The sequence below is a fragment of the Microbacterium sp. ZW CA_36 genome (genome assembly GCF_044987475.1).
Lineage (GTDB): Bacteria > Actinomycetota > Actinomycetes > Actinomycetales > Microbacteriaceae > Microbacterium.
Genome location: NZ_JBJDRL010000024.1, coordinates 32,606 through 54,821 on the forward strand (window position 1 = coordinate 32,606; position 22,216 = coordinate 54,821).

General features: G+C 69.6%; 22 protein-coding genes and 4 tRNA genes. 20 read left to right on the top strand and 6 right to left on the bottom strand.

The genetic code is table 11. The annotated features are described in order from the left end of the window. Window positions 1-16 precede the first annotated feature (16 nt). Window positions 17-922 (bottom strand): sulfurtransferase, encoded by a 906-nt coding sequence (locus ACI3KX_RS11975; RefSeq protein ID WP_349427518.1) that lies wholly within the window; start codon window positions 920-922, stop codon window positions 17-19. Window positions 923-1,083: 161 nt separating this feature from the next. Between ACI3KX_RS11975 and zapE the strand changes: the two genes are divergently transcribed. The 4 genes from zapE to ACI3KX_RS11995 all read left to right on the top strand — a co-directional run bounded on the left by zapE (window position 1,084) and on the right by ACI3KX_RS11995 (window position 4,476). Continuing rightward, window positions 1,084-2,112 (top strand): cell division protein ZapE, encoded by a 1,029-nt coding sequence (gene zapE, locus ACI3KX_RS11980; RefSeq protein ID WP_404909902.1) that lies wholly within the window; start codon window positions 1,084-1,086, stop codon window positions 2,110-2,112. Window positions 2,113-2,311: 199 nt separating this feature from the next. Next, window positions 2,312-3,580 carry an ammonium transporter gene (locus ACI3KX_RS11985; RefSeq protein ID WP_349427520.1) on the top strand — a complete coding sequence of 423 codons (1,269 nt, stop codon included), beginning with the start codon at window positions 2,312-2,314 and terminating at the stop codon, window positions 3,578-3,580. Window positions 3,581-3,671: 91 nt separating this feature from the next. Then, complete coding sequence (locus ACI3KX_RS11990; RefSeq protein WP_404909903.1) at window positions 3,672-4,208, top strand: type II toxin-antitoxin system PemK/MazF family toxin; 537 nt, start codon at window positions 3,672-3,674, stop codon at window positions 4,206-4,208. A gap of 64 nt (window positions 4,209-4,272) precedes the next feature. Then, window positions 4,273-4,476, top strand: coding sequence for a hypothetical protein (locus ACI3KX_RS11995; protein ID WP_404909904.1), 204 nt, complete (start codon window positions 4,273-4,275; stop codon window positions 4,474-4,476). A gap of 68 nt (window positions 4,477-4,544) precedes the next feature. On the opposite strand, the gene ACI3KX_RS12000 is transcribed toward ACI3KX_RS11995, so the two are convergent. Further along, window positions 4,545-4,617, bottom strand: a tRNA-Val gene (locus ACI3KX_RS12000). A 155-nt stretch (window positions 4,618-4,772) separates the two neighbouring features. Between ACI3KX_RS12000 and ACI3KX_RS12005 the strand changes: the two genes are divergently transcribed. The 3 genes from ACI3KX_RS12005 to ACI3KX_RS12015 all read left to right on the top strand — a co-directional run bounded on the left by ACI3KX_RS12005 (window position 4,773) and on the right by ACI3KX_RS12015 (window position 5,074). Beyond that, window positions 4,773-4,845, top strand: a tRNA-Gly gene (locus tag ACI3KX_RS12005). A 53-nt stretch (window positions 4,846-4,898) separates the two neighbouring features. Continuing rightward, window positions 4,899-4,972 (top strand) — tRNA-Cys (locus tag ACI3KX_RS12010). A gap of 27 nt (window positions 4,973-4,999) precedes the next feature. Next, a tRNA-Val gene (locus ACI3KX_RS12015) sits at window positions 5,000-5,074 on the top strand. Window positions 5,075-5,117: 43 nt separating this feature from the next. Here ACI3KX_RS12015 and ACI3KX_RS12020 read toward each other — a convergent pair. Continuing rightward, on the bottom strand, window positions 5,118-5,330 hold the full coding sequence (locus tag ACI3KX_RS12020; protein WP_349427523.1) for a KTSC domain-containing protein: 213 nt from the start codon (window positions 5,328-5,330) through the stop codon (window positions 5,118-5,120). Window positions 5,331-5,568: 238 nt separating this feature from the next. Between ACI3KX_RS12020 and thrS the strand changes: the two genes are divergently transcribed. Both thrS and ACI3KX_RS12030 read left to right on the top strand, forming a co-directional pair. Further along, the gene (thrS, locus tag ACI3KX_RS12025) at window positions 5,569-7,563 is read left to right on the top strand and encodes a threonine--tRNA ligase (protein WP_363357371.1); all 1,995 of its coding nucleotides are present in this window, start codon (window positions 5,569-5,571) and stop codon (window positions 7,561-7,563) included. Window positions 7,564-7,628: 65 nt separating this feature from the next. Continuing rightward, the gene (locus tag ACI3KX_RS12030; protein WP_363357372.1) at window positions 7,629-8,210 is read left to right on the top strand and encodes an HIT domain-containing protein; all 582 of its coding nucleotides are present in this window, start codon (window positions 7,629-7,631) and stop codon (window positions 8,208-8,210) included. Between the two features lie 45 nt (window positions 8,211-8,255). Here the strand turns inward: ACI3KX_RS12030 and pdxY are convergent, their stop codons facing one another. After that, window positions 8,256-9,107 carry a pyridoxal kinase PdxY gene (gene pdxY, locus ACI3KX_RS12035; protein ID WP_363357373.1) on the bottom strand — a complete coding sequence of 284 codons (852 nt, stop codon included), beginning with the start codon at window positions 9,105-9,107 and terminating at the stop codon, window positions 8,256-8,258. Window positions 9,108-9,114: 7 nt separating this feature from the next. Then, window positions 9,115-10,458, bottom strand: a complete 1,344-nt coding sequence (locus ACI3KX_RS12040) for an aminotransferase class I/II-fold pyridoxal phosphate-dependent enzyme (RefSeq protein WP_363357374.1) — start codon at window positions 10,456-10,458, stop codon at window positions 9,115-9,117. A gap of 131 nt (window positions 10,459-10,589) precedes the next feature. Here ACI3KX_RS12040 and pdxS point away from each other — a divergent pair, with 131 nt between their 5' ends. From pdxS to ACI3KX_RS12095, 11 genes are all read left to right on the top strand, one after another. Further along, the gene (pdxS, locus tag ACI3KX_RS12045) at window positions 10,590-11,477 is read left to right on the top strand and encodes a pyridoxal 5'-phosphate synthase lyase subunit PdxS (RefSeq protein WP_308867247.1); all 888 of its coding nucleotides are present in this window, start codon (window positions 10,590-10,592) and stop codon (window positions 11,475-11,477) included. Beyond that, entirely contained in the window at window positions 11,471-12,076 is a 606-nt protein-coding gene (gene pdxT / locus ACI3KX_RS12050) for a pyridoxal 5'-phosphate synthase glutaminase subunit PdxT (protein WP_363357641.1), read from the top strand. Before pdxS ends, pdxT begins: the two co-directional genes overlap by 7 nt. A gap of 37 nt (window positions 12,077-12,113) precedes the next feature. Next, window positions 12,114-12,635, top strand: coding sequence for a hypothetical protein (locus ACI3KX_RS12055; RefSeq protein WP_349427527.1), 522 nt, complete (start codon window positions 12,114-12,116; stop codon window positions 12,633-12,635). A gap of 158 nt (window positions 12,636-12,793) precedes the next feature. Continuing rightward, the gene (locus ACI3KX_RS12060; RefSeq protein ID WP_308867250.1) at window positions 12,794-13,555 is read left to right on the top strand and encodes a YebC/PmpR family DNA-binding transcriptional regulator; all 762 of its coding nucleotides are present in this window, start codon (window positions 12,794-12,796) and stop codon (window positions 13,553-13,555) included. A gap of 127 nt (window positions 13,556-13,682) precedes the next feature. Next, window positions 13,683-14,261, top strand: a complete 579-nt coding sequence (ruvC, locus tag ACI3KX_RS12065; RefSeq protein WP_349427528.1) for a crossover junction endodeoxyribonuclease RuvC — start codon at window positions 13,683-13,685, stop codon at window positions 14,259-14,261. Between the two features lie 78 nt (window positions 14,262-14,339). Further along, the gene (gene ruvA / locus ACI3KX_RS12070; RefSeq protein ID WP_363357375.1) at window positions 14,340-14,966 is read left to right on the top strand and encodes a Holliday junction branch migration protein RuvA; all 627 of its coding nucleotides are present in this window, start codon (window positions 14,340-14,342) and stop codon (window positions 14,964-14,966) included. Then, window positions 14,959-15,984 (top strand): Holliday junction branch migration DNA helicase RuvB, encoded by a 1,026-nt coding sequence (gene ruvB, locus ACI3KX_RS12075; protein ID WP_363357376.1) that lies wholly within the window; start codon window positions 14,959-14,961, stop codon window positions 15,982-15,984. Before ruvA ends, ruvB begins: the two co-directional genes overlap by 8 nt. Before the next feature lie 84 nt (window positions 15,985-16,068). After that, on the top strand, window positions 16,069-16,530 hold the full coding sequence (yajC, locus tag ACI3KX_RS12080) for a preprotein translocase subunit YajC (RefSeq protein ID WP_349427531.1): 462 nt from the start codon (window positions 16,069-16,071) through the stop codon (window positions 16,528-16,530). Between the two features lie 43 nt (window positions 16,531-16,573). Continuing rightward, window positions 16,574-18,298, top strand: a complete 1,725-nt coding sequence (gene secD / locus ACI3KX_RS12085) for a protein translocase subunit SecD (RefSeq protein ID WP_363357377.1) — start codon at window positions 16,574-16,576, stop codon at window positions 18,296-18,298. Further along, window positions 18,298-19,290 (top strand): protein translocase subunit SecF, encoded by a 993-nt coding sequence (gene secF / locus ACI3KX_RS12090; protein ID WP_349427533.1) that lies wholly within the window; start codon window positions 18,298-18,300, stop codon window positions 19,288-19,290. The genes secD and secF overlap by 1 nt, the downstream gene beginning before the upstream one ends. 54 nt (window positions 19,291-19,344) lie before the next feature. Then, window positions 19,345-21,594, top strand: coding sequence for a bifunctional (p)ppGpp synthetase/guanosine-3',5'-bis(diphosphate) 3'-pyrophosphohydrolase (locus tag ACI3KX_RS12095; RefSeq protein WP_363357378.1), 2,250 nt, complete (start codon window positions 19,345-19,347; stop codon window positions 21,592-21,594). On the opposite strand, the gene ACI3KX_RS12100 is transcribed toward ACI3KX_RS12095, so the two are convergent. After that, on the bottom strand, window positions 21,564-22,133 hold the full coding sequence (locus ACI3KX_RS12100; RefSeq protein ID WP_363357379.1) for a hypothetical protein: 570 nt from the start codon (window positions 22,131-22,133) through the stop codon (window positions 21,564-21,566). The genes ACI3KX_RS12095 and ACI3KX_RS12100 overlap by 31 nt on opposite strands. Window positions 22,134-22,216: the final 83 nt, after the last annotated feature.

The window sequence follows — 22,216 nt, forward strand, 5'->3', positions numbered from 1 at the left end:
GGGAGGATGCCGCGGCTCAGCGGGCGGGGGCCGCTCCCGGCTCCGCGCCCGTCACGATCGGCACGCGCACCGCGCTGCCCCACTCGGTCCACGATCCGTCGTAGTTGCGGACGTCGTCGAAGCCGAGCAGGTGCCGAAGGACGAACCACGTGTGACTCGACCGCTCGCCGATGCGGCAGTACGCGACGATCGCATCGCCGTCTTGGAGGCCGACTTCGTCGCGGTAGATCGCCTCGAGCTCGGCGCGCGTCTTGAAGCCGCCGTCCGCGGCGACCGCGCGTGCCCACGGAACGCTCTGCGCCGACGGGATGTGGCCACCGCGCAGTGCGCTCTCCTCGGGGTAGGCCGGGGCGGTGGTGCGGGAGCCGTCGTACTCCTCGGGGGAGCGGACGTCGATGAGCGGCCCGTTGCCCAGGTGTGCGAGCACATCCTCCTTGTAGGCGCGCAGGGCCGCGTCGTCGCGCTCGACGACCGGGTAGCGGGTGGGGGCCGGCTCCGACGGCGCGGTGGTGATCGGCCGCCCTTCGGCGATCCACTTGTCGCGCCCGCCGTCGAGCAGGCGGACGTCCTCATGCCCGAACAGGGAGAACACCCACAGCGCGTACGCGGCCCACCAGTTGTTCTTGTCGCCGTAGATCACGACGGTGTCGTCGCGCGAGATGCCCTTGCGGCTGAGAAGCGCGGCGAAGCCCTCGCCGTCCACGTAGTCGCGGACCACGGGGTCGTTGAGCTCGGTGTGCCAGTCGACCTTGACCGCGCCGGGGATGTGGCCCGTCTCGTACAGCAGGACGTCCTCGTCGGACTCCACGACGACCAGGCCCGGCTCACCCAGGTGGGTCTGCAGCCACGCGCCCGTGACGAGGCGCCCCGGCTGGGCGTAGGCGGCGAACTTCTCGGACGAGGTATCGGTCTCGACGGGCATGGGATCTCCTGGAGTCGGGTGATGCGATCGTGCGTCCGCCATCCGGCGTCAGGCGAGGCGGGCGCACGCGGGCGACGGTTAGGGTTGAACCGTCGCCTCCGACCATAGATTCCCGGACCGGCGTGCACAGCCCCTCTGTAAGACTCCGACACAGGATCCGCATGACCGTCTCCGCCACACGCACCGGCGTCGTCCACCTCGTGGAGCGCGCCCCGCAGCTCGCCGGCGCCGAGATGGTCGCCGCGCTGGTCCCGCCCCCGCAGTTCGCCGATGCGACGTTCGACACGTATCGCGCCGACCCGGCCTACCCGTCGCAGCAGGAGGCGAAGGACCTGCTCCAGGCCTTCTCCGGTGCGTCGGCCCCCGCGAAGGGGGGACTCTTCCGGCGCGCCAAGCGCCCCGAGCTCAAGCCGGGCGTCTACCTCGACGGCGGCTTCGGCGTCGGCAAGACGCACCTGCTCGCCTCCGTCTATCACGCGATGCCCGCACGCCGGAAGTACTTCGGCTCGTTCATCGAGTACACGGCGCTCGTGGGCGCGCTCGGCTACCAGAAGACCGTCGAGCTGTTCCGCGGCGCAGACCTGCTGTGCATCGACGAGTTCGAGCTGGACGACCCCGGCGACACGATGGTCATGACCCGCCTGCTCGGCGAGCTCGTCGGGTCGGGCACACGACTTGCGGCGACATCGAACACGCCGCCCAACGCGCTCGGCGAAGGGCGCTTCGCCGCGCAGGACTTCCTCCGCGAGATCCACGCGATGTCCGCGAGCTTCCAGACGATCCGCATCGACGGCACCGACTTCCGCCACCGCGCGCTCGACGGCCACGCCGCCGTGCTCGATCCGCCCCAGTACGAGGCGGCCATCGCGAACGCCGCAGCGGCGGGCCTCGCGTCGGACGACACGTTCGATGCTCTCGTCGCCCACTTGGCGCGCGTGCACCCGTCGCGGTACATCCGGCTCATCGACGGGCTGTCGCTCGTGGGCTTGCGCGACGTCGCTCCGTTCACCGACCAGTCCGCCGCTCTTCGGTTCGTCGCGTTCATCGACCGCGTGTATGACGCACAACTGCCGATCCGCGCCACCGGCACGTCGCTCGACCTCGTCTTCCCCGAGGAGATGCTGGCCGGCGGGTACCGCAAGAAGTACCTGCGCGCGATCTCCCGGCTCGTCGCATCGACACTCGACTGAGCGACACGACACTCGCGGGACCGGCCGACTCCGGTCGGATTCGCGGCCCGCGTTCGGTCCGCCGAAACACGATGTTTACGTGCGCCGCCCTCGTGTAACGAGGGGGAAACACGGGTCGGTCCGAGGCTGAAACGGACCGTGGTCACACTGGGGGGACCCGACGCTATACCTGCGTCCCTGCAGAGAGGTTCTCTTCGAGATGGATCAAGGCAACACCGCATTCATCCTGATATGCGCGGCGCTCGTCCTGTTGATGACGCCAGGACTCGCATTCTTCTACGGCGGTCTCGTGAAGGCGAAGAGCGTCATCAGCATGATGATGCTCAGCTTCGGCGCACTCGGCCTCATCGGCGTCCTGTGGGTCGTCTACGGCTACGCCATCGCGTTCCCTTCCGCTGACGGCCTCGTCGCGCCGTGGGCGATCGACTGGTCGGCGATCGGGCTCACCAGCCTGCTCGAGGTGCCCGAGGGCGCCGCCTACCCGCCGCTCGCGTTCGTGGCGTTCCAGGCGACTTTTGCGATCCTCACGGTCGCGCTCGTCTCCGGCGCCATCGCCGACCGCGCCAAGTTCGGCTCGTGGATGATCTTCGCCGCGATCTGGGCGACGATCGTCTACTTCCCTGTCGCGAGCTGGGTCTTCAACTTCGGACTCGCCGAGGACGGCAGCTTCGCCTACGGCGGCTGGATCACGTACGGCATGCAGGAGTGGTTCGGCGTCGGTGCGATCGACTTCGCCGGCGGAACCGCTGTCCACATCAACGCGGGTGCGGCAGCCCTCGCGCTGGCGCTCGTCCTGGGCAAGCGCGTCGGCTTCCAGAAGGGCGTCCACGTCCCGCACAACCCGCCGTTCGTGCTCCTCGGCGCCGGCCTGCTGTGGTTCGGCTGGTTCGGCTTCAACGCGGGCTCCGAGCTCGCCGCCGACGGCACCGCCGCGCTCGCGTTCGTCAACACGATCGCCGCCCCCGCAGCGGCTCTGCTGGCCTGGCTGATCGTCGAGAAGTTCAAGGACGGCAAGCCCACCTCGGTGGGTGCCGCCTCGGGCGCCGTGGCCGGTCTCGTCGCGATCACTCCGGCCTGCGCGTCGCTGACCCCGGGCTGGGCAATCCTCCTCGGCTTCATCGCGGGTGCGGTCTGCGCCCTCGCGATCGAGCTCAAGTTCAAGTGGGGCTTCGACGACTCGCTCGACGTGGTGGGCATCCACCTCGTGGGCGGCCTCATCGGAACGCTCTACCTCGGCTTCTTCGCCACCGGCACCGGCCTGTTCACCGGCGGCGACGGCACGCAGCTGATGGTCCAGGCGATCGCCGCCGTGTCGGTGCTCGTGTACTCGTTCGTGCTCGCCTACGTCATCGGCTTCGCGATCGAGAAGACGATCGGCTTCCGCGTCAAGAACGAGGACGAGGTCGCCGGCATCGACACCGTCGTCCACGGCGAGGAGGGCTACGTGCTCGAGGGCGCGCGCGCCTGACACGTACGGCACTGCCCGAAGGGGCGTCGCGGTTCCCCCCACCGCGGCGCCCCTTCGCCGTGCTCGGGGGAGGATGCCTCGCACTCCTAGGATGACGACTGTGACACAGCGAAACGGGCTGCTCGGCATCCTGAGCAGCATCCTCCGGCCCCGCAGGGGGGCGGCTCCGACGCATCCGCCCGCCCCTCGGGCGCCGTCCCAGAGCCGCAGCGGCGCCGCCGCGACCGTGGAGATGCCCCCACCCCGCGCGGACGCGCTGCGGATCACGTATGCCCCCGACCACGACGGCGACCCCGATGCGGGCGAGATCGTCTGGACGTGGGTGCCGTACGCCGAGAACGACGGCCGCGGCAAGGATCGTCCGGTGCTGGTCATCGCACGGCAGAGCGGCGATCGCGTCTACGCCGTCCGCCTGACGAGCAAGGCCCACGACGGAGACCGGGACTTCCTCGCGATCGGCACGGGGGAGTGGGACGCGCAGGGCCGCCCGTCCTGGGTCGACATCGATCAGCTCTACAGTGTGCATCGCGACGGCATGCGGCGCGAGGCATCCGCTCTCGATCCGGAGCGATTCGGACGCGTCGCCGACGCACTCCACCGCCGCTACGGATGGGACTCCGGCGACTGAGGAGTCAGGCGGGTCGACGCGGCCACCTGAGAGAGCACACATGTGCGGCGCGTACGGTCTGGGAATGCGCAGACAACGGCCGTCCCCGTTCGATCCGAGCCCGCAGCGGGAGCAGACCGCACCCGTGCCGCAGCCGCTCGACGGGAACGAAGAGCTGCCGCAACCCGCTGCAGCGGGCACCCGCGCTCGCATCGTCGACGGCGACCGGGTGCGATCGGCCAAGCCGACGCACATCCCCTCGCGCTCACCCGAGGACGAGCTCGCCTGAGGGCGCGGAGCCGCCGTCGGGACCGGCGGGAAAGACAGAAGCCCCCGGGTTCAGCGGGGGCTTCGCGGTGGGCGATACCAGACTCGAACTGATGACCTCTTCCGTGTGAAGGAAGCGCGCTACCAACTGCGCCAATCGCCCGTTCCCCGAGGGGGACGACTACCGATCCTACCGGATGCCGAAGCATGCCTCGGACCAGTTCTGCATGACACGCGCGGGGTGCGTCCGGTTTTGCAGGAGGGCGAGGATCGGTTAGAGTCTTTCAAGTGCCCGGGTGAACAACCCGGGGGCGAAATGCGGATGTAGCGCAGTTGGTAGCGCACAACCTTGCCAAGGTTGGGGTCGCGAGTTCGAGTCTCGTCATCCGCTCGAGTGCAGGGATCTCCTCCAGAGATCACGGCACGTGGGGTCAAACCACACGCGGTGGCGTGGCCGAGCGGCTAGGCACCGGCCTGCAAAGCCGTTTACACGGGTTCGAATCCCGTCGCCACCTCCACTCCCGGTCCCGACCGGAGTTCGACTCGGGCGATTGGCGCAGCGGTAGCGCGCTTCCCTGACACGGAAGAGGTCACTGGTTCGATCCCAGTATCGCCCACCACCTGAAACCCCCGCCCCGGCGGGGGTTTCGCTTCCCTCCTGCGTCAGCGGACGTGCTCGGACGGATAGACCTCCCTGATCCTCTCGCGGAAGAAGCGACCGGCGCTCTCGGCGGCGCGCAGTCCGCGATACACCGACGGCGGCACCGCGAAGTAGCGGTAGAGCTCGCCCGAGGTGAACTCGAGCTCGAGCACGGCAGTGTCGGCGTCGTAGCCGGCAGAAGCGATCGCCGCGGAGTCGAGGGAGTGTCGGCGCATCCGCTCAGGCTACGCCGCGACGCTGCCGACGATCCGGCGCGACGTGCCCACGCGCCCTGTGTGCCGGCACCCGTGCCCGCGCGGGCACTGGTTACACTCGAGGGGTGGAACTCGTCTGGTCGACCGCTGCCGCGGCACTCAAGACCGACACGCGAACGCTCGGCGCCTGAGCGGGCGGGGCGTGTCGTGCGCCTGAAGCTGAGTAGCCTTGATCCGAGCCATTCCCAGGAGAGTTTCCGTGACTGACGCTGTGTCCCTGCCCATCGACGGCTTCGCCCTGTTCCCCGACCGCTCCGTGGTCGCATTGCGGGTGAACGGCGAACTGAAAGACCTCGCGACGGTGGTGAGCGACACGGATGCCGTCGAGCCGGTCACCATCGACAACCCCGACGGTCTCGCCATCCTGCGCCACTCGACCGCGCACGTGCTCGCCCAGGCCGTGCAGCGCATCAACCCGCAGGCCAACCTCGGCATCGGTCCGCCGATCACGGACGGGTTCTATTACGACTTCGGCGTCGAGCATCCCTTCACGCCGGAGGACCTCAAGGCGATCGACAAGGAGATGCAGCGCATCGTCCGCGAGGGCCAGCGCTTCGTGCGCCGCGTCGTCAGTGACGACGAGGCGCGGGCGGAGCTCGTCGACGAGCCGTTCAAGCTCGAGCTCATCGGCCTCAAGGGCGGCGGGGCAGAGAAGACCGAGGGCGCCTCGGTCGAGGTCGGCGCCGGCGAGCTGACCATCTACGACAACGTCGACCGCGACGGCCAGACCGTGTGGAAGGACCTCTGCCGGGGTCCGCACCTGCCCAACACGCGGATGATCGGCAACGGCTGGGCACTGCAGCGCATCGCCGGTGCGTACTGGCGCGGCAGCGAGAAGAACCCGCAGCTGCAGCGCATCTACGGCACCGCCTGGCCGTCGAAGGATGAGCTGCGCGCGTACCAGACGCGTCTGGAGGAGGCCGCCAAGCGCGACCACCGCAAGCTCGGCAAGGACCTCGACCTCTTCTCGTTCCCCGACGAGATCGGCTCGGGCCTGTCCGTCTGGCACCCGCGCGGCGGTGTCGTCCGCGGCGAGATGGAGCAGCACGCGCGCCGTCGCCACATCGCCGGCGGCTACACCTACGTGTACACGCCGCACATCTCGAAGGAGGACCTGTTCCTCACCTCGAACCACCTCGTCACCTACAAGGAGGGCATGTTCCCGCCCATCGTGATGGACGAGGAGCGCGACGAGAACGGCGAGATCACCAAGCACGGCCAGGACTACTACCTGAAGCCGATGAACTGCCCGATGCACATCCTCATCTACAAGGAGCGTGCGCGCAGCTACCGCGACCTGCCGATGAGACTCGCGGAGAACGGCACCGTCTACCGCAACGAGCTGTCGGGCGCGCTGCACGGGCTCACCCGCGTCCGCGGCTTCACACAGGACGACTCCCACCTGTTCGTCACCCCCGAGCAGCTCGAGGAGGAGGCCACCAAAGTCCTGGAGTTCGTCATCTCGATGCTGCGCGACTTCGGCCTGGACGACTTCGAGCTCGAGCTGTCGATGCGCGACGACGAGAAGGAGAAGTGGATCGGCTCCGACGAGTTCTGGGACTACTCGACCAACGCGCTGCGCAACGTCGCGGTCGCGAGCGGCCTGAAGCTCACCGAGGTGCCGGGTGAGGCGGCGTTCTACGGTCCGAAGATCGACCTCAAGACCCGCGACGCGATCGGCCGCGTGTGGCAGCTCTCCACGGTGCAGGTGGACCCCAACCTGCCCGAGCGCTTCGAGCTCGAGTACACCGATCGCGACGGCCAGAAGAAGCGGCCGATCATGATCCACCGCGCGCTGTTCGGCTCGATCGAGCGGTTCTTCGCGATCCTGCTCGAGCATTACGCCGGTGCGTTCCCGGTGTGGCTCTCGCCGGTGCAGGTGGTCGGCATCCCGGTTGCGGAGGACTTCGCGGACTACCTGGGCGACGTGATCGACCAGCTCAGGGCCGAGGGGGTCCGCGCCGATCTGGACCACAGCGACGACCGGATGCAGAAGAAGATCCGCACCCACACCACGCAGAAGGTGCCGCTGCAGCTGATCGCCGGTGCACAGGACCAGTCTGCAGGCACCGTGTCGTTCCGCTTCCGCGACGGGACGCAGGAGAACGGCGTCCCGATCGCCGACGCCGTGCGTCGCGTGCGCGAGGCCATCGACTCCCACGCCCTGGTGAACACCGCGGAGGACTTCGCGTGAGCGACGACCCGCTTGCGGGGAGTCGCGATCGCGAAGTCTCGGTTCCTGAGCCTGTCGAAGGGCGCGTGAGCGACGAGGCCGGGTCGGAAGGCGTCCGGCAGACGGACGCCGCCGACGCGGCGCTCGTCGACGCCGCGACGCTTCCTGGGGTGCCGGACGAGTTCCAGCGTCTCTGGACTCCTCACCGGATGGCCTACATCCAGGCGGGACCCGAGGTGCTGCGCAAGGAGTGCCCGTTCTGCGAGGCGCCGCGCAAGTCCGACGAGGACGGGCTCATCGTCTTCCGCGGGCGCACGGCGTACGCGCTGCTCAACCTGTTCCCGTACAACTCGGGGCATCTGCTGGTGTGCCCGTACCGCCACATCGCGACGTACGACCAGGCGACCGACGAAGAGGTCGCCGAGATCGGCGCGCTCACCCAGCAGGGGATGCGCGTGCTGCGTCAGGTCTCGCGGTGCGACGGCTTCAACATCGGCATGAACCAGGGCCATGTCGCCGGCGCCGGCGTCGACGAGCACCTGCACCAGCACATCGTGCCGCGATGGGCGGCCGACGCCAACTTCTTCCCGATCATCGCCAAGACGAAGGCGCTGCCGCAGCTTCTCGGCGACGTACGCCGCGCGGTGGCCGACGCCTGGCACGGCTGACCGCAGGAGCGGATGCCGCAGGCGCGGCATCCGCTCCGCTGCTCGTCAGCGGACCTTCGTGACCTCGAACTGCAGGCGCGGGTGGGCGTAGGCCTCCTGCGACTCGACGAGCTGCAGCTCGCGCTCGCCCGACGCGTGCGTGCGCTCGAGGAGGTCGTAGACGCTCGAGGTCGTGCGGGCGAGGGCGTCGGCCGCGTCGCCGCTGCGACGCAGGTGCGCGGTGAAGAGCGCCGCCGTGACGTCACCCGAGCCGTTGGCCTTCATCGGGATGTGCGGGGTCCGCACGATCCACGCGCCGTCGTCGGTGACGGCGAGCATCTCGATCGTCCCTTCTGGACGATCGGGGCGCTCGACGCTCGTGACGAGGACGGTGCTCGGCCCCATCGCGCGGGCGAGGTCGGCCGACGCCAGAGTGGACTCGAGGTCGGCGGGCTCGGTTCCGGTCAGGAATCCCAGCTCGAACTGATTCGGCGTGATGATGTCGGCTGCGGGCACGACGCGTTCCCGCAGCAGCACGGGGATCGCCGGGGCGACGAAGCACCCCGACTTCGCGTTGCCCATCACCGGGTCGCACGCGTACACGGCGGCGGGGTTGGCCTCCCGGACGCGCGCGACGGTGTCGAGGATGACGTCGGCGATGCCTTCCCCGCCCTGATAGCCGGAGAGCACGACGTCGATCTGCGGGAAGACGCCGCGCTCCTCGATGCCGAGGACGACGTCGCGCACATCGTCGGGACTGATCATCGGGCCGCGCCATGCGCCGTAGCCGGTGTGATTCGAGAAGTTCACCGTGTACACCGGCATGACCTCGACGCCGATGCGCTGCAGCGGGAAGACGGCAGCGGAGTTGCCCACGTGACCGTAGGCGACCGCGGACTGGATCGAGAGGATCTTCACCGCTCGATCATGCCACTTCTCGTGTGACCAGCCGCCCACCGGCGGCCCGCACGGCAGCCGCCACGTCGGCGGCCAGGCGCTCGGCGTCGGCGACGTCGAGGTCGTGCACCGTGAGACGCAGCCGGTGCGACGGCGCGTCTCCGCCGAGGACGAACTCGTCGCCGGGCCGGGCCAGCCACCCCCGCCGCATCAGCTGCTCCGCGACGGCACGCGCGGGCACCGGAAGCGGGATCCAGAGGTTCAGCCCATCACCGGCATCCGCGGGCACGCCCCGTGCGGTGAGCCGCTCGACGAACGCCGCGTTGCGCGCCGCGTAGTGCGCACCCGCACGCTCGATCGCGGCCATGGTGCCGGCATCCGTCAGCAGTGCGTGAGCGAGGCGCTGCAGCAGATGGCTCACCCACGTCGTGCCGGGGGTGAGGCGCATCGCGAGCCGCTCCGCGGTCTCGGGATCGGATGCCGTCACCGCCAGGCACATGTCGGGCCCGAGGAACTTCGACACCGATCGCACGAGTGCCCAGCGCCGGTGGCCCGGCGCGATGACGGAGTGGAACTGCTGCTGCGACAGCAGCGAGAAGTGGTCGTCCTCGATCACGAGGACGTAGGGGTGGTCCTCGAGCACGCCGCGCAGCTCTTCAGCGCGCCGCGCCGAGAGGCTCGCACCGGTGGGGTTCTGGGCGCGCGGGGTGAGGACGACCGCGCGCACCCCCTGTTCGAGCGCCGCGCGCAGCCCGTCGGGCGTCATTCCTTCGTCGTCGACGGGCACGGGGACCGCTCGATAGCCTCCGATGCGCACGGTGTGGATGCTGGTGAGGAAGCACGGGTCCTCGAGGGCGACCGCGTCGTCGCGGGTGAGCGCCTGGGCCAGCAGCCGCTCGACCGCATCGGCCGCGCCGCTGGTGATGGTCAGTCGCAGCTCGGCCGCCGGCGGAAGGCCGTCGCGCATCCACTCCTGGGCCCAGTCCTCGAGTTCGGGGTCGATGACGGGTTCGCCGTACAGGACGGGCCGGCCCACCATCCCCGCGAGGGCACGGGAGAGGTCGGGGATCAGCTCGGGATCCGGGTTGCCCGTGCCCACGTCGCGGAGCACGCTGCCGGCCGCGAAGCCCTCCTGCGCCACGGGGGACAGGTCGGCGACGCGTGTGCCGCTGCGGCCGCGCGTGACGATCACGCCGGCCTGCGTGAGCTGCCGGTACGCGGCCACCACGGTGTTGCGGTTCACGCCCAGCTCGTCGGCGAGGGACCGCACCGGGGGCAGCGGGTCGCCGGGGAGCACGTCGCCCCGTTCGATGCGGGCGCGCACGCTCTCGGCGATCTCCGAGGCGGATCGCCCGCTGATGTCGAGGGTCATGTGCCGCCCCTGCTGGTCGCGCCGTCAGCCCACCGATCGGCGGGTGATCCTCATGCTATCTTTTGGCCTAGGCCAATACCCGCATTGTCCTCACTCGTTGCGCTCCAGCGCTCCACTCGAAGGGAAAGCTCGTGACCACCGACACGGGAACCGACCGCGTCAAGCGCGGCCTCGCCGAGATGCTCAAGGGCGGCGTCATCATGGACGTCGTCACCGTCGACCAGGCGAAGATCGCCGAGGACGCCGGTGCCGTCGCCGTCATGGCGCTCGAGCGCGTGCCGGCCGACATCCGCGCCCAGGGCGGCGTCTCGCGCATGAGCGACCCCGACATGATCGACGGCATCATCGACGCCGTCTCGATCCCGGTCATGGCGAAGGCGCGCATCGGCCACTTCGTCGAGGCGCAGGTGCTGCAGGAGCTCGGCGTCGACTACATCGACGAGTCCGAGGTGCTCTCGCCGGCCGACTACGTGAACCACATCGACAAGTGGAGCTTCACGGTCCCCTTCGTGTGCGGTGCCACCAACCTGGGCGAGGCGCTGCGGCGCATCAACGAGGGCGCCGCGATGATCCGCTCGAAGGGCGAGGCGGGCACCGGCGACGTGTCGGAGGCCACCAAGCACATCCGCACCATCTCCAGCGAGATCAACCGACTCACGTCGATGTCGAAGGACGAGCTGTACGTCGCCGCCAAGGAGCTGCAGGCGCCCTACGACCTGGTGGCGGAGATCGCCGAGACCGGCAAGCTGCCGGTCGTGCTGTTCGTCGCCGGCGGTGTCGCCACGCCCGCCGACGCCGCGATGATGATGCAGATGGGTGCGGACGGCGTGTTCGTCGGCTCGGGCATCTTCAAGTCGGGCAACCCCGCCCAGCGCGCGGCCGCCATCGTGAAGGCCACCACCTTCTACGACGACCCGAAGGTCATCGCCGACGTGTCGCGCGGCCTCGGCGAGGCGATGGTGGGCATCAACGTCTCCGACCTCCCCGCCCCGCACCGGCTCGCCGAGCGCGGCTGGTGACGACGCCGGCTCCGCGGGTCGGCGTCCTCGCACTGCAGGGGGATGTCCGTGAGCACGTGCGCGTGCTCACGGAACTCGGCGCCGAGGTGACGACGGTGCGCCGCCCGGCGGAGCTCGCCGCCATCGACGGGCTCGTGCTCCCCGGCGGCGAATCGAGCGTCATCGACAAGCTCTCCCGCGCGTTCGGCATGCGCGAGCCCGTGCGCGCGGCGATCGCGGCCGGCATGCCGGTCTACGGGACCTGCGCCGGCCTCATCCTGCTCGCCGACCGGATCACCGACGGCATCGTTGGCCAGCAGACCTTCGGCGGGCTCGACGTCACGGTGCGCCGGAACGCCTTCGGCAGCCAGGTCGACTCGTTCGAGGTCGACCTCGACGTGCCGGCCCTCGGCGAGCCACCGGTCCATGCGGTGTTCATCCGAGCGCCGCTGGTCGAGGAAGCCGGCGACGGCGTCGAGCGGCTCGCGGCGCTGGACGACGGGCGGGTCGTCGCGGTGCGCCAGGGCTCGCTGCTCGGGACCGCTTTCCATCCCGAGGTGACGGGCGAGCACCGCTTCCACGCGCTCTTCCTCGACATGGTGCGCGAGCGGCAGCGCTGACGACGTGCGGACGACACGTCGGGGTAGATTCTGACTCATGACGATCAACGACTGGTGGCGCGAGCATCCCGAGGAGCGCTACTGGATGATCGCCCCGTCGCGCGGCGTCGTCGGCGATGCGCTGTCCGCACCGAAGGCGGCGGACGAACGGCGATTCGAGTGGTCGCACGAGCTCGTCGGGTACACCGAGCCGGGCGACACGCTGTTCGTCTGGGACCGGACCCTTCCGGTGCCCGGGATCGCCGCGTGGGGGAGAGTGCTCGGTCCTCTCGGCGAGGAGACGCGAGCGCGTCGCGGCGACGACCTGCCTCATTGGCGGATGCCGATCAGCGACACCCTGCGGCTTGCCGCTCCGATCACCCTCCCGAGCCTCCGACGCGTCGGCGGTGAGATCGTCGCCGTGCGCGATCGGGTGGAGCAGCTCACGGAGGGACCGGTCTACTTCCCGTTCATCGGCTCGGCCGAGACGCTGGCGCCCGCACCGGCGTACCTCACCAAGGTGCCGCGCGACCTCGTCGCGCTGCTCTCGTCGCGATTCGGCTTCGAGTTCGCACTGTAGCGCTGCCGGCGGGAGGCGAACGCCGCGACGAGCAGGTGCCGCGCAGCATTGATCGCGAACCCGCTGCGCCGCGGGGAATAGAATTGTCCGTCGGCGGTGGCCGCGCCGGATGGCGCCGGCCGACGCGACCCGCCGACGAGCGTGAATTCAGGAGGACCATGTCCGGGCATTCCAAGTGGGCAACGACCAAGCACAAGAAGGCGGTCATCGACTCTCGCCGTGCGAAGTCGTGGGCCAAGCTCATCAAGAACATCGAGGTGGCGGCCAAGCTCGGCGGCCCCGACCTTCAGGGCAATCCGACACTGTTCGACGCGGTGCTCAAGGCCAAGAAGACCTCGGTCCCGAAGGACAACATCGACCGCGCGATCAAGCGCGGCGCGGGCATCGGCGGCGAGTCGGTCGAGTACTCGTCGATCATGTACGAGGGGTACGGCCCCAACGGCGTCGCCCTGATGATCGAGTGTCTGACCGACAACAAGAACCGCGCCGCGGCGGAGGTGCGCACCGCACTCACCCGCAACGGCGGCACACTGGCCGATCCCGGCAGCGTGGCGTACAACTTCACCCGCAAGGGCGTCATCGTCGTCGGCGGTGAGACGACCACCGAGGACGACGTCATGCTGGCCGTCCTCGAGGCCGGCGCCGAAGAGGTCGAGCCGCACGCGCAGGGCTACGAGGTCATCACCGAGGCGTCCGACCTCGTGACCGTCCGCTCGGCGCTGCAGGACGCCGGGATCGACTACGAGTCGGCGGACGTCGAGTTCGTCCCGAATCTCAAGGTCGAGGTCGACGCCGACACCGCGCGCAAGGTCTTCCGCCTCATCGACGCCCTCGAAGACAGCGACGACGTGCAGAACGTCTACAGCAACTTCGACCTCACCGCAGAGGTGCAGGCCGAGCTCGAGAACGACGAGGACTGAGCACGACGGTCCGCACGCCTGCCCCGGCGCCGCCGCCGCGACCGGACCGGAGCCTGAGGGCGCCCGGACCGGTCGCGGCCAGGCGCGCCTGGCCGCGGCATCCGGCATCCTCGCCTAGCGTGGGGGAGTGGCATCCGGAACCTCTCGCGGTCGTCTGCGCGTGCTCGGGATCGACCCGGGCCTGACGCGCTGCGGTGTGGGCGTCGTGGATGTCGCACCCGATCGCTCCGCGACCCTCGTGCACGTAGGGGTCGTCCGGTCCGATCCGGGCGCCCCGATCGAGGAGCGTCTGGCGCTGATCGCCGCCGGGCTGCGTGCCGTGCTCGACGCGCACGCGCCCGACGTGGTCGCGGTGGAGCGCGTGTTCGCGCAGCACAACCGCGCCACGGTGATGGGCACCGCGCAGGCGAGCGGCATCGCCCTCCTCGTCGCGGGGGAGCGCGGCATCGCCGCCGCGACGCACACGCCGTCGGAGGTGAAGGCCGCCATCACCGGCTACGGCAACGCCGACAAGCGGCAGGTGCAGACCATGGTCGCCCGTGTGCTGCGGCTGGACGAGCTTCCCAAGCCCGCCGATGCCGCGGACGCTCTCGCTCTCGCGCTCTGCCACGCGTGGCGCGGGGCACCCAGCACGACGGCGGCGTCCGGACCCCTGACGCCGGCGCAGCGCGCCTGGGCCGACGCGGAACGCGTCGCCCGCCGCTGACCTGGCTCGAGCGCCGATCGGGAACGACGGCTGCGTGTCGCTCGAACAAACGTCCGAACCGCACCGTAGGCTCGATCCATGATCTCCTCAGTCCGCGGCACCGCAGTGCACGTCGATGCGGATGCGGTCGTCGTCGAAGTCGGGGGAGTCGGCCTCCACGTCGCAGTGACGCCGCAGGTCGCGCGCGGCACCCACCTCGGCGATGACATCACCCTCCATACCTCGCTCATCGTCCGCGAGGACGCCCTGTCGCTGTTCGGCTTCGAGTCTCGCGAAGAGCTGACCGTGTTCGGTCTGCTCCTGGGCGTCACCGGCGTCGGCCCGAAGTCCGCGCTCGGTGTGCTCGCGACCCTGACGGTGCCGCAGATCGCCGACGCCGTCTCGGCCGACGACGACGCACCGTTCCGCCGCGTCTCGGGGATCGGCCCGAAGACCGCCAAGCTCATCGTGGTGCAGCTGGCCGGCAAGATCGCCGTGACGCGGCCCGCCGCCCCGGGCGGCACAGATGCCGCCCCCTCCGCCGCGATCCCGTCACAAGTCGTGGAGGCGCTGATCGGGCTCGGCTGGTCGGAGCGTGTCGCGATCGAGGCCGTCGACACGGTCGCCGCCGAGGCATCCGACGCCGATCGGTCATCGGTTCCCACCCTGCTGCGGCGGACCCTCGCGACGCTCGGGCCTGCGCGGAAGGAGCCCGTGAGTGGTTGACGTGCGCGAAGCCGACGAGCCGGTCGACGAGACGGAGCTCGCCATCGAGGGCGCGCTGCGCCCCTCGTCGCTCGCAGAGTTCGTCGGACAGCAGAAGGTCCGCGGCCAGATGCAGCTGCTGCTCGATGCGGCGCGCATCCAGCAGCGGCCAGCCGACCACATCCTCCTGTCGGGCCCCCCCGGACTCGGCAAGACGACCCTCGCGATGATCGTCGCCTACGAGAGCGGGCGCCCGCTGCGCCTCTCGAGCGGGCCCGCGATCCAGCACGCGGGCGACCTCGCGGCGCTGCTGTCGAGCCTCACACCGGGCGAAGTGCTGTTCATCGACGAGGTGCACCGCATGGCGCGCGCGGCCGAGGAGATGCTGTACCTCGCGATGGAGGACTTCCGCATCGACATCATGGTCGGCAAGGGGGCCGGGGCGACGAGCATCCCGCTCGACCTCGCGCCGTTCACCCTCGTCGGCGCGACGACGAGGTCGGGACTGCTGCCGAACCCGCTGCGCGACCGCTTCGGCTTCACCGCCCATCTCGAGTACTACGAACCCGAAGAGCTCGAGCGGGTCATCGAGCGCTCGGCGGCGATGCTCGGCGTCACGCTGCCGCCGGCTGCTCGCGCCGAGATCGCACGACGCTCGCGCGGCACGCCCCGCATCGCGAACCGCCTGCTGCGTCGTGTCCGCGACTACCTGGTCGTCCACGGCCGGACCGGTGCCGACATCGCCGCCGTCGACGCCGCACTCGACCTCTACGACGTCGACAGGATCGGCCTCGACCGGCTGGACCGCGCCGTGCTCGACGCTCTCGTGCGCCGCTTCCGCGGCGGCCCGGTGGGTCTCGGCACGCTGTCCGTCGCGGTGGGGGAGGAACCAGACACGATCGAGTCCGTCGTCGAGCCGTACCTCGTGCGCATCGGCTTCATGGGCCGCACGCCGCGCGGACGCATCGCCATGCCCGAGGCCTACGCCCACATGGGGGTGCCGGCGGCCGACTCGGTGCTGGGACTCGATGACCTATAATCGCTGGAGGCTTCCGCCCACCCCCGCCTGCAAGGCAACGCCGCCCGCGGCGACTGCCTCATCCGAAAGGTGCTTCCAGCTCCCATGGACTTCGCTACGTTCCTGAGCAATTACGGCCTCATCATCCTGCTGGTCGTGCTCCTCGTCTTCATGTTCTGGAGCTCACGCCGCCGCATGCAGAAGCAGAAGGCGGAGCAGGAGGAGAAGGCCCGCCAGACGGTGCCCGGCTCCGAGGTGCTGCTGCAGGGCGGCCTCTACGGCACGATCGTCTCGTACGACGCCGACAACCTCGACCAGCCCGCGATCGTCGAGCTCGCGCCCGGCGTGCAGATCAAGGTCCACAGCCAGGCCATCCTGCGCGTCGTGACCCCCGAGGTCGGCGTCGTGACCGAGGACGAGTACCTCGCCGCCGAAGAGAGCCACGCTGAGTACGCCGAGGGCGTCGCGAACGGCGACATCACCTCGATCAGCGACGACCAGAGCGCCGCCGGCGGCAAGGACAAGATCGATCCCGACGCCGAGCCCGGCACCAAGCCGCAGGGCTGAAGCACGTCCGTTCGCCCGTTCGGGCTCTCAAGAAAGCAAAGACGTGGCGACATCCACCCCCGTCCGGCATGCATGGCGCGCGCTGACCGGACTCCTCGCGATCACCGCGATCCTGTTCGGCATCAACGCGCTCGGCGTGTACGTGTTCGGTCAGAGCTCCTGGACGCCGGCCCTCGCCCTCGACCTGCAGGGCGGCACCCAGATCGTCCTCGAAGCGCAGACCGAGGACGGCGCCGACCCCTCCGCTGAGCAGATGGAGCAGGCGGTCACGATCATCCGCCAGCGCGTCGACGCGTCCGGCGTCGGCGAGGCCGAGGTGACCACCCAGGCCGGAAACCAGATCGTCGTGCAGATCCCGGGTCAGGCCGATGAGGAGACCCGTAACCGCATCGAGGCCTCCGCGCAGCTTCAGCTGCGCGCGGTGCTGTATGCCGGCGACCCGGCGACGGAGTTCGTGGGCGAAGACGGCAACGCCACGCCGTACCCGACCCCCGACCCGACGCTGCAGGCGACGCCGACGACAGCGCCCACCGACGGCAGCGACACGGCGTGGATCACCCCCGCACTGCAGGCCGAGTTCCTCGCGTACGACTGCGCGGACCCGGACAACGATCCTGCGAACGCGCCCGCCGACGAGCCGCTCATCACCTGCGACGCCGACGGCTCGGTGAAGTACATCCTCGGCCCGGTCGAGCTCGACGGCTCGTCGATCGACGATGCGACGTTCGGCCTGCAGCAGACCAACAACCAGTGGGCCGTCAACCTCTCGTTCGACGGTGAGGGCACGACGACGTTCGGCGAGATCAGCCAGCGGCTGTACGGCGCGCAGGCGCCGCTCAACCAGTTCGCGTTCGTGCTCGACGGCTACGTCCTCTCGGCGCCGTCGATGAACGGCGTGATCCTCGACGGCAAACCGAGCATCACGGGCAGCTTCACCCAGGAGTCGGCGAAGGTGCTCGCCGACCAGCTGAAGTACGGCGCACTGCCGCTGAGCTTCACCGTCGAGAGCTCGAACTCGATCTCGGCGACGCTCGGATCCCAGCAGCTGCAGATCGGTCTCATCGCGGGTCTGATCGGCCTCGTGCTCGTCGCGATCTACTCGCTCATCGTGTACCGCGCTCTCGGCTTCATCATCATCGCGTCACTGGCGGTGATGGCGGTGCTGACCTACGTCACGCTGTGCATCCTCGCCTGGCGCATGGGCTTCCGCCTGTCGCTCGCCGGCGTCGCGGGCCTGATCGTGACGATCGGGTTCACGGCGGACTCGTTCATCGTGTACTTCGAACGCATCCGCGACGAGCTGCGCGACGGCAAGTCCATCACCGCAGCGGTGGAGGACGGCTGGGGCCGCGCGAAGCGGACGATCTACATCTCGAAGTCGATCAACATCCTCGCCGCCGTCGTGCTGTACATCCTCGCGGATTCGACGGTCAAGGGCTTCGCCTTCACCCTCGGCCTCACCACCGCGATCGACGTCCTCATCTTCATCCTGTTCACCCACCCGGTGCTGCAGCTGCTGGCACGCACACGGTTCTTCGGGTCGGGGCATCCGCTGTCCGGGCTCGATCCGACGGCTCTGGGCGCGGTCTACCGCGGCCGCGCGCAATTCCGCGAGCCGGTGGTCGCCACCGGAGCGGCAGGGCGTCGAAACGTCAAGGCCCGTGGCGAAGCCGCCCGCCGTCAGACCATCGCCGAGCGGAAGCAGGCGGAACTGGCCGCCGCCGACAGCGCGAAACCCGGCAAGACCGTCAAGGAGGGAGACGACTGATGCGCTCCATGAGCCAGCTCGGCAACGACCTCTACACGGGCAAGACGTCGTTCCCCTTCGTCGGCCGGCGACGCCTGTGGTTCCTCATCGCCGCGATCCTCGTGATCGGCTCGGCCCTGGTGCCGCTGTTCCGTCCCATCCAGTTCTCGATCGAGTTCACCGGCGGATCCCAGTTCACCGTCAGCGGCGTGGCATCGCCGGTCGATCAGTCGCTCGCCACCGACGCCGTCCTGTCGGTCGTGCCCGAAGCGACGACGAAGGTCGTCACGATCGGCGAGGACGCCGTGCGCGTCCAGACCGACCAGGTGACGGATGCCGAGAGCCGCGAGATCTCGACGGCCCTCGCCGAGGCGTACGACGTGCCCGAGGCCGAAGTCAGCTACGCGTTCATCGGTCCCAGCTGGGGCGCCGATGTGACGCGAACGTCGCTCTGGGGTCTCGCGATCTTCCTCGCCCTGACGTTCATCATCCTGGCGCTGTACTTCCGCACCTGGAAGATGTCGGTCTCGGCCATCATCGGCCTGGTGGACGTGCTCGTCATCACCATCGGCGTCTACGCCCTGTTCGGCTTCGAGATCTCGCCGGCGGCCGTCATCGGCTTCCTGACGATCCTGTCGTACGCCCTGTACGACACGACCGTCGTGTTCGACAAGATCAGGGAGAACACCGACGAAGACGGCGAGGTCTCCGGGCGCACGTTCGGCGAGTCCGTCAACCTCGCGGTGAACCAGACCCTCGTGCGCTCGATCAACACGACCATCGTCGCGATCCTGCCGACCGGCGCGATCCTGTTCATCGGTCTCATCTGGGCCGGCGCGCAGACGCTCACCGACCTGTCGCTCTCGATCTTCGTGGGAACGATCGTGGCCGCGTACTCGACGATCTTCGTCGCGGCGCCGCTGTACTCGCTGCTGCGCGAGAACGAGCAGCCGATCAGGACGCGCGACACGCGCGTCGTGGCGGCGCGCGAGCTGGCGGGCACCCCGGCCTGAGGCCTCGCCGCTCGGGCGTAGGATTGGGAGGTCCGGCGGAGGGGAGGGAATCGCATGACCGAGACCGTTCCCCCCGCCCAGTCCTCGTCGCTGCGGCGCCTGGTGCCGCGGATCTTCTCGCGCTCCGCGCGCCGGGATGACGTCGAGCAGCTCCTGCGAACGGTGCGCACGCACCACCCGAAGGGCGATCTGTCGATCGTCGAGCGCGCCTACTCTGTCGCCGAGAAGGCGCACTCCGGGCAGGCTCGCCAGAGCGGCGAGCCGTACATCACCCACCCTCTCGCCGTGGCGCAGATCCTCGCGGATCTCGGGCTCGGCCCCCGGGCCATCGCCGCCGCGCTCCTCCACGACACCGTCGAAGACACCGACTACTCGCTCGAGACGCTCACGAGCGAGTTCGGCGACGAGGTCGCCATGCTCGTCGACGGCGTGACCAAGCTCGACAAGGTCAAGTACGGCGAGAGCGCGCAGGCCGAGACGGTCCGCAAGATGATCGTCGCGATGTCGCGCGACATCCGCGTGCTCCTCATCAAACTGGCCGACCGCCTGCACAACGCGCGCACATGGGGATTCGTCCCGCCCGAGAAGGCGCGCAAGAAGGCCACCGAGACCCTCGAGATCTACGCGCCCCTCGCGCACCGGCTCGGCATCCAGGCGATCAAGTCCGAGCTCGAGGATCTCTCGTTCGCGGTGCTGCACCCGAAGCTCTACGCCGAGATCGAGAGCCTGGTCAAGCAGCGCACCCCGCAGCGCGAGCAGTACGTGCAGAACGTCATCGCCTCCGTCGACAGCGACCTTCGGGAACTGCGGATCCGCGGTCGAGTGATGGGCCGGCCGAAGCAGCTGTACTCCGTGTATCAGAAGATGGTGGTGCGCGGCCGCGAGTTCGACGACATCTACGACCTCATCGGCATCCGCGTGCTCGTCGGCAGCGTTCGCGACTGCTACGCCGTGCTTGGCGCGATCCACGCACGCTGGACGCCGCTTCCAGGGCGCTTCAAGGACTACATCGCGACACCGAAGTTCAACCTCTACCAGTCGCTGCACACCACGGTCATCGGCCCCGGCGGCCGCACCGTCGAGATCCAGATCCGCACGCACGAGATGCACCAGCAGGCGGAGTACGGCGTCGCCGCCCACTGGAAGTACAAAGAGCAGATGAACGGCGCCAAGCCGGACTCCAAGTCCCTCGACACCGACATGGCCTGGCTCGCCCACATCTCCGACTGGCAGGCCGAGACGGCCGACCCGGGGGAGTTCCTCGACTCGCTGCGCTTCGAGATCGGCGCCAAGGAGGTCTACGTCTTCACGCCCAAGGGCCGCGTGATCGGGCTTCCTGCGGGTGCGACCCCCGTGGACTTCGCCTACGCGGTGCACACCGAGGTGGGTCACCGCACGATGGGCGCGAAGGTGAACGGCCGCCTGGTGCCGCTGGAATCCGAGCTGAAGAGCGGCGACGTCGTCGAGGTGTTCACCTCGAAGAACCCCGATGCCGGACCGAGTCAGGACTGGCTCGGGTTCGTCCGGAGCACCCGCGCGCGCAACAAGATCCGCGGCTGGTTCACGAAGGAGCGCCGCGAGGAGGCGATCGAGCAGGGCAAGGAGTCGATCGCACGCGCGATGCGCCGGCAGAACCTCCCCTTGCAGCGGCTCATGAGCCAGGACTCGTTCACCGAGGTCGCCCACCTGCTGCGCTATGAGGACGTCTCGGCGCTGTACGCCGCCGTCGGCGAAGGTCACGTCTCGACCCAGTCGGTGATCGAGAAGGTCACCGCGCTGGTCGCCGCCAACGACACGACGACCGGTCCGATCGACCTGCCGGTCGTCGGACGGACCCGCGCACCGCGCGGCGGCGACTCGGGAGTCCTCGTCCGCGGCGCCCCCGACATCCTGGTCAAGCTCGCGAAGTGCTGCACCCCGGTGCCGGGCGATGAGGTCGTCGGCTTCGTGACCCGCGGCAGCGGCGTCTCGGTGCACCGGACGGACTGCACCAACGTCAAGTCCCTGATGGACGACCCGGAGCGCATGATCGACGTCGAGTGGGCTCCCACGACGAAGAGCGTGTTCCTCGTGCAGATCCAGGTCGAGGCGCTCGACCGCTCGGGCCTGTTGAGCGACGTCACCCGCGTGCTCAGCGAGCACCACGTGAACATCCTCTCGGCGACGGTCTCGACGTCGAACGACCGCCTGGCTCTCAGCCGCTTCGTGTTCGAGATGGGCGACATCGTCCACCTCGACCGGGTGCTCAACGCCGTGCGGCGCATCGACGCCGTCTACGACGTGTACCGCGTCACGTCCTCTTGAAGCGCGGCGGTCAACATCTCCCGCAGGCAGGCGAGGGCCGCGTGCTTGTGGGGGAGCGTGCCCTCCTCGAGCCGCGCGATCGCGCGGGTCGAGGCATCCGGATCCGAGCCCGCCAGCAGGCGCGCCGCTCGCGTGTGCTCGGCGTCGCCCACGCGGGCGAGGTCCGCGAGCGTGCGTTCGGGGGTGGTCACGTGCACGCCCCCGATCAGGTGCAGGTCCTCCGCGGTGACGGCGAGGTCGCGGTAGACGAGCTGCCGATCGGGCACGACGTGGAGGCGGCGCGACACGGCACGCTGCACGGTATGACGCGCAGGCGGCGCGGGCAGTCCGCCGTGGATCCATGCCGCGGTCAGATGCGTGGCCGCAAGGGTGTCACCGAGTGTGCGCACCAGCGAGCCGGCGCGCAGCGCCGGCGTCTCGACCGCATCGGCGGGCATGTAGGCGTCGCCCAGCGACACCAGGTGCCCGTCGAGACAGGCGGCGGTCAGCTCGGCGTTCGAGAGCCGGTCATCCGCGAAGTACAGGAAGGGCGATCCCACGTCCGAAGTCTGCCGCACCGTCGCAGGACGACGGATGCCGCCGCTGGCCGCCTGTGGACAACCCGGACGCCGAGGACGTCACG

Bases quoted from the DNA above. Each gene is read 5' to 3' on its own strand.
- ACI3KX_RS11975 (WP_349427518.1), bottom strand. From the start codon at position 922: ATGCCCGTCGAGACCGATACCTCGTCCGAGAAGTTCGCCGCCTACGCC.
- zapE (WP_404909902.1), top strand. From the start codon at position 1,084: ATGACCGTCTCCGCCACACGCACCGGCGTCGTCCACCTCGTGGAGCGC.
- ACI3KX_RS11985 (WP_349427520.1), top strand. From the start codon at position 2,312: ATGGATCAAGGCAACACCGCATTCATCCTGATATGCGCGGCGCTCGTC.
- ACI3KX_RS11990 (WP_404909903.1), top strand. From the start codon at position 3,672: ATGACGACTGTGACACAGCGAAACGGGCTGCTCGGCATCCTGAGCAGC.
- ACI3KX_RS11995 (WP_404909904.1), top strand. From the start codon at position 4,273: ATGCGCAGACAACGGCCGTCCCCGTTCGATCCGAGCCCGCAGCGGGAG.
- ACI3KX_RS12020 (WP_349427523.1), bottom strand. From the start codon at position 5,330: ATGCGCCGACACTCCCTCGACTCCGCGGCGATCGCTTCTGCCGGCTAC.
- ACI3KX_RS12040 (WP_363357374.1), bottom strand. From the start codon at position 10,458: ATGACCCTCGACATCAGCGGGCGATCCGCCTCGGAGATCGCCGAGAGC.
- ACI3KX_RS12055 (WP_349427527.1), top strand. From the start codon at position 12,114: ATGACGATCAACGACTGGTGGCGCGAGCATCCCGAGGAGCGCTACTGG.
- ACI3KX_RS12060 (WP_308867250.1), top strand. From the start codon at position 12,794: ATGTCCGGGCATTCCAAGTGGGCAACGACCAAGCACAAGAAGGCGGTC.
- ruvA (WP_363357375.1), top strand. From the start codon at position 14,340: ATGATCTCCTCAGTCCGCGGCACCGCAGTGCACGTCGATGCGGATGCG.
- yajC (WP_349427531.1), top strand. From the start codon at position 16,069: ATGGACTTCGCTACGTTCCTGAGCAATTACGGCCTCATCATCCTGCTG.
- secF (WP_349427533.1), top strand. From the start codon at position 18,298: ATGCGCTCCATGAGCCAGCTCGGCAACGACCTCTACACGGGCAAGACG.
- ACI3KX_RS12095 (WP_363357378.1), top strand. From the start codon at position 19,345: ATGACCGAGACCGTTCCCCCCGCCCAGTCCTCGTCGCTGCGGCGCCTG.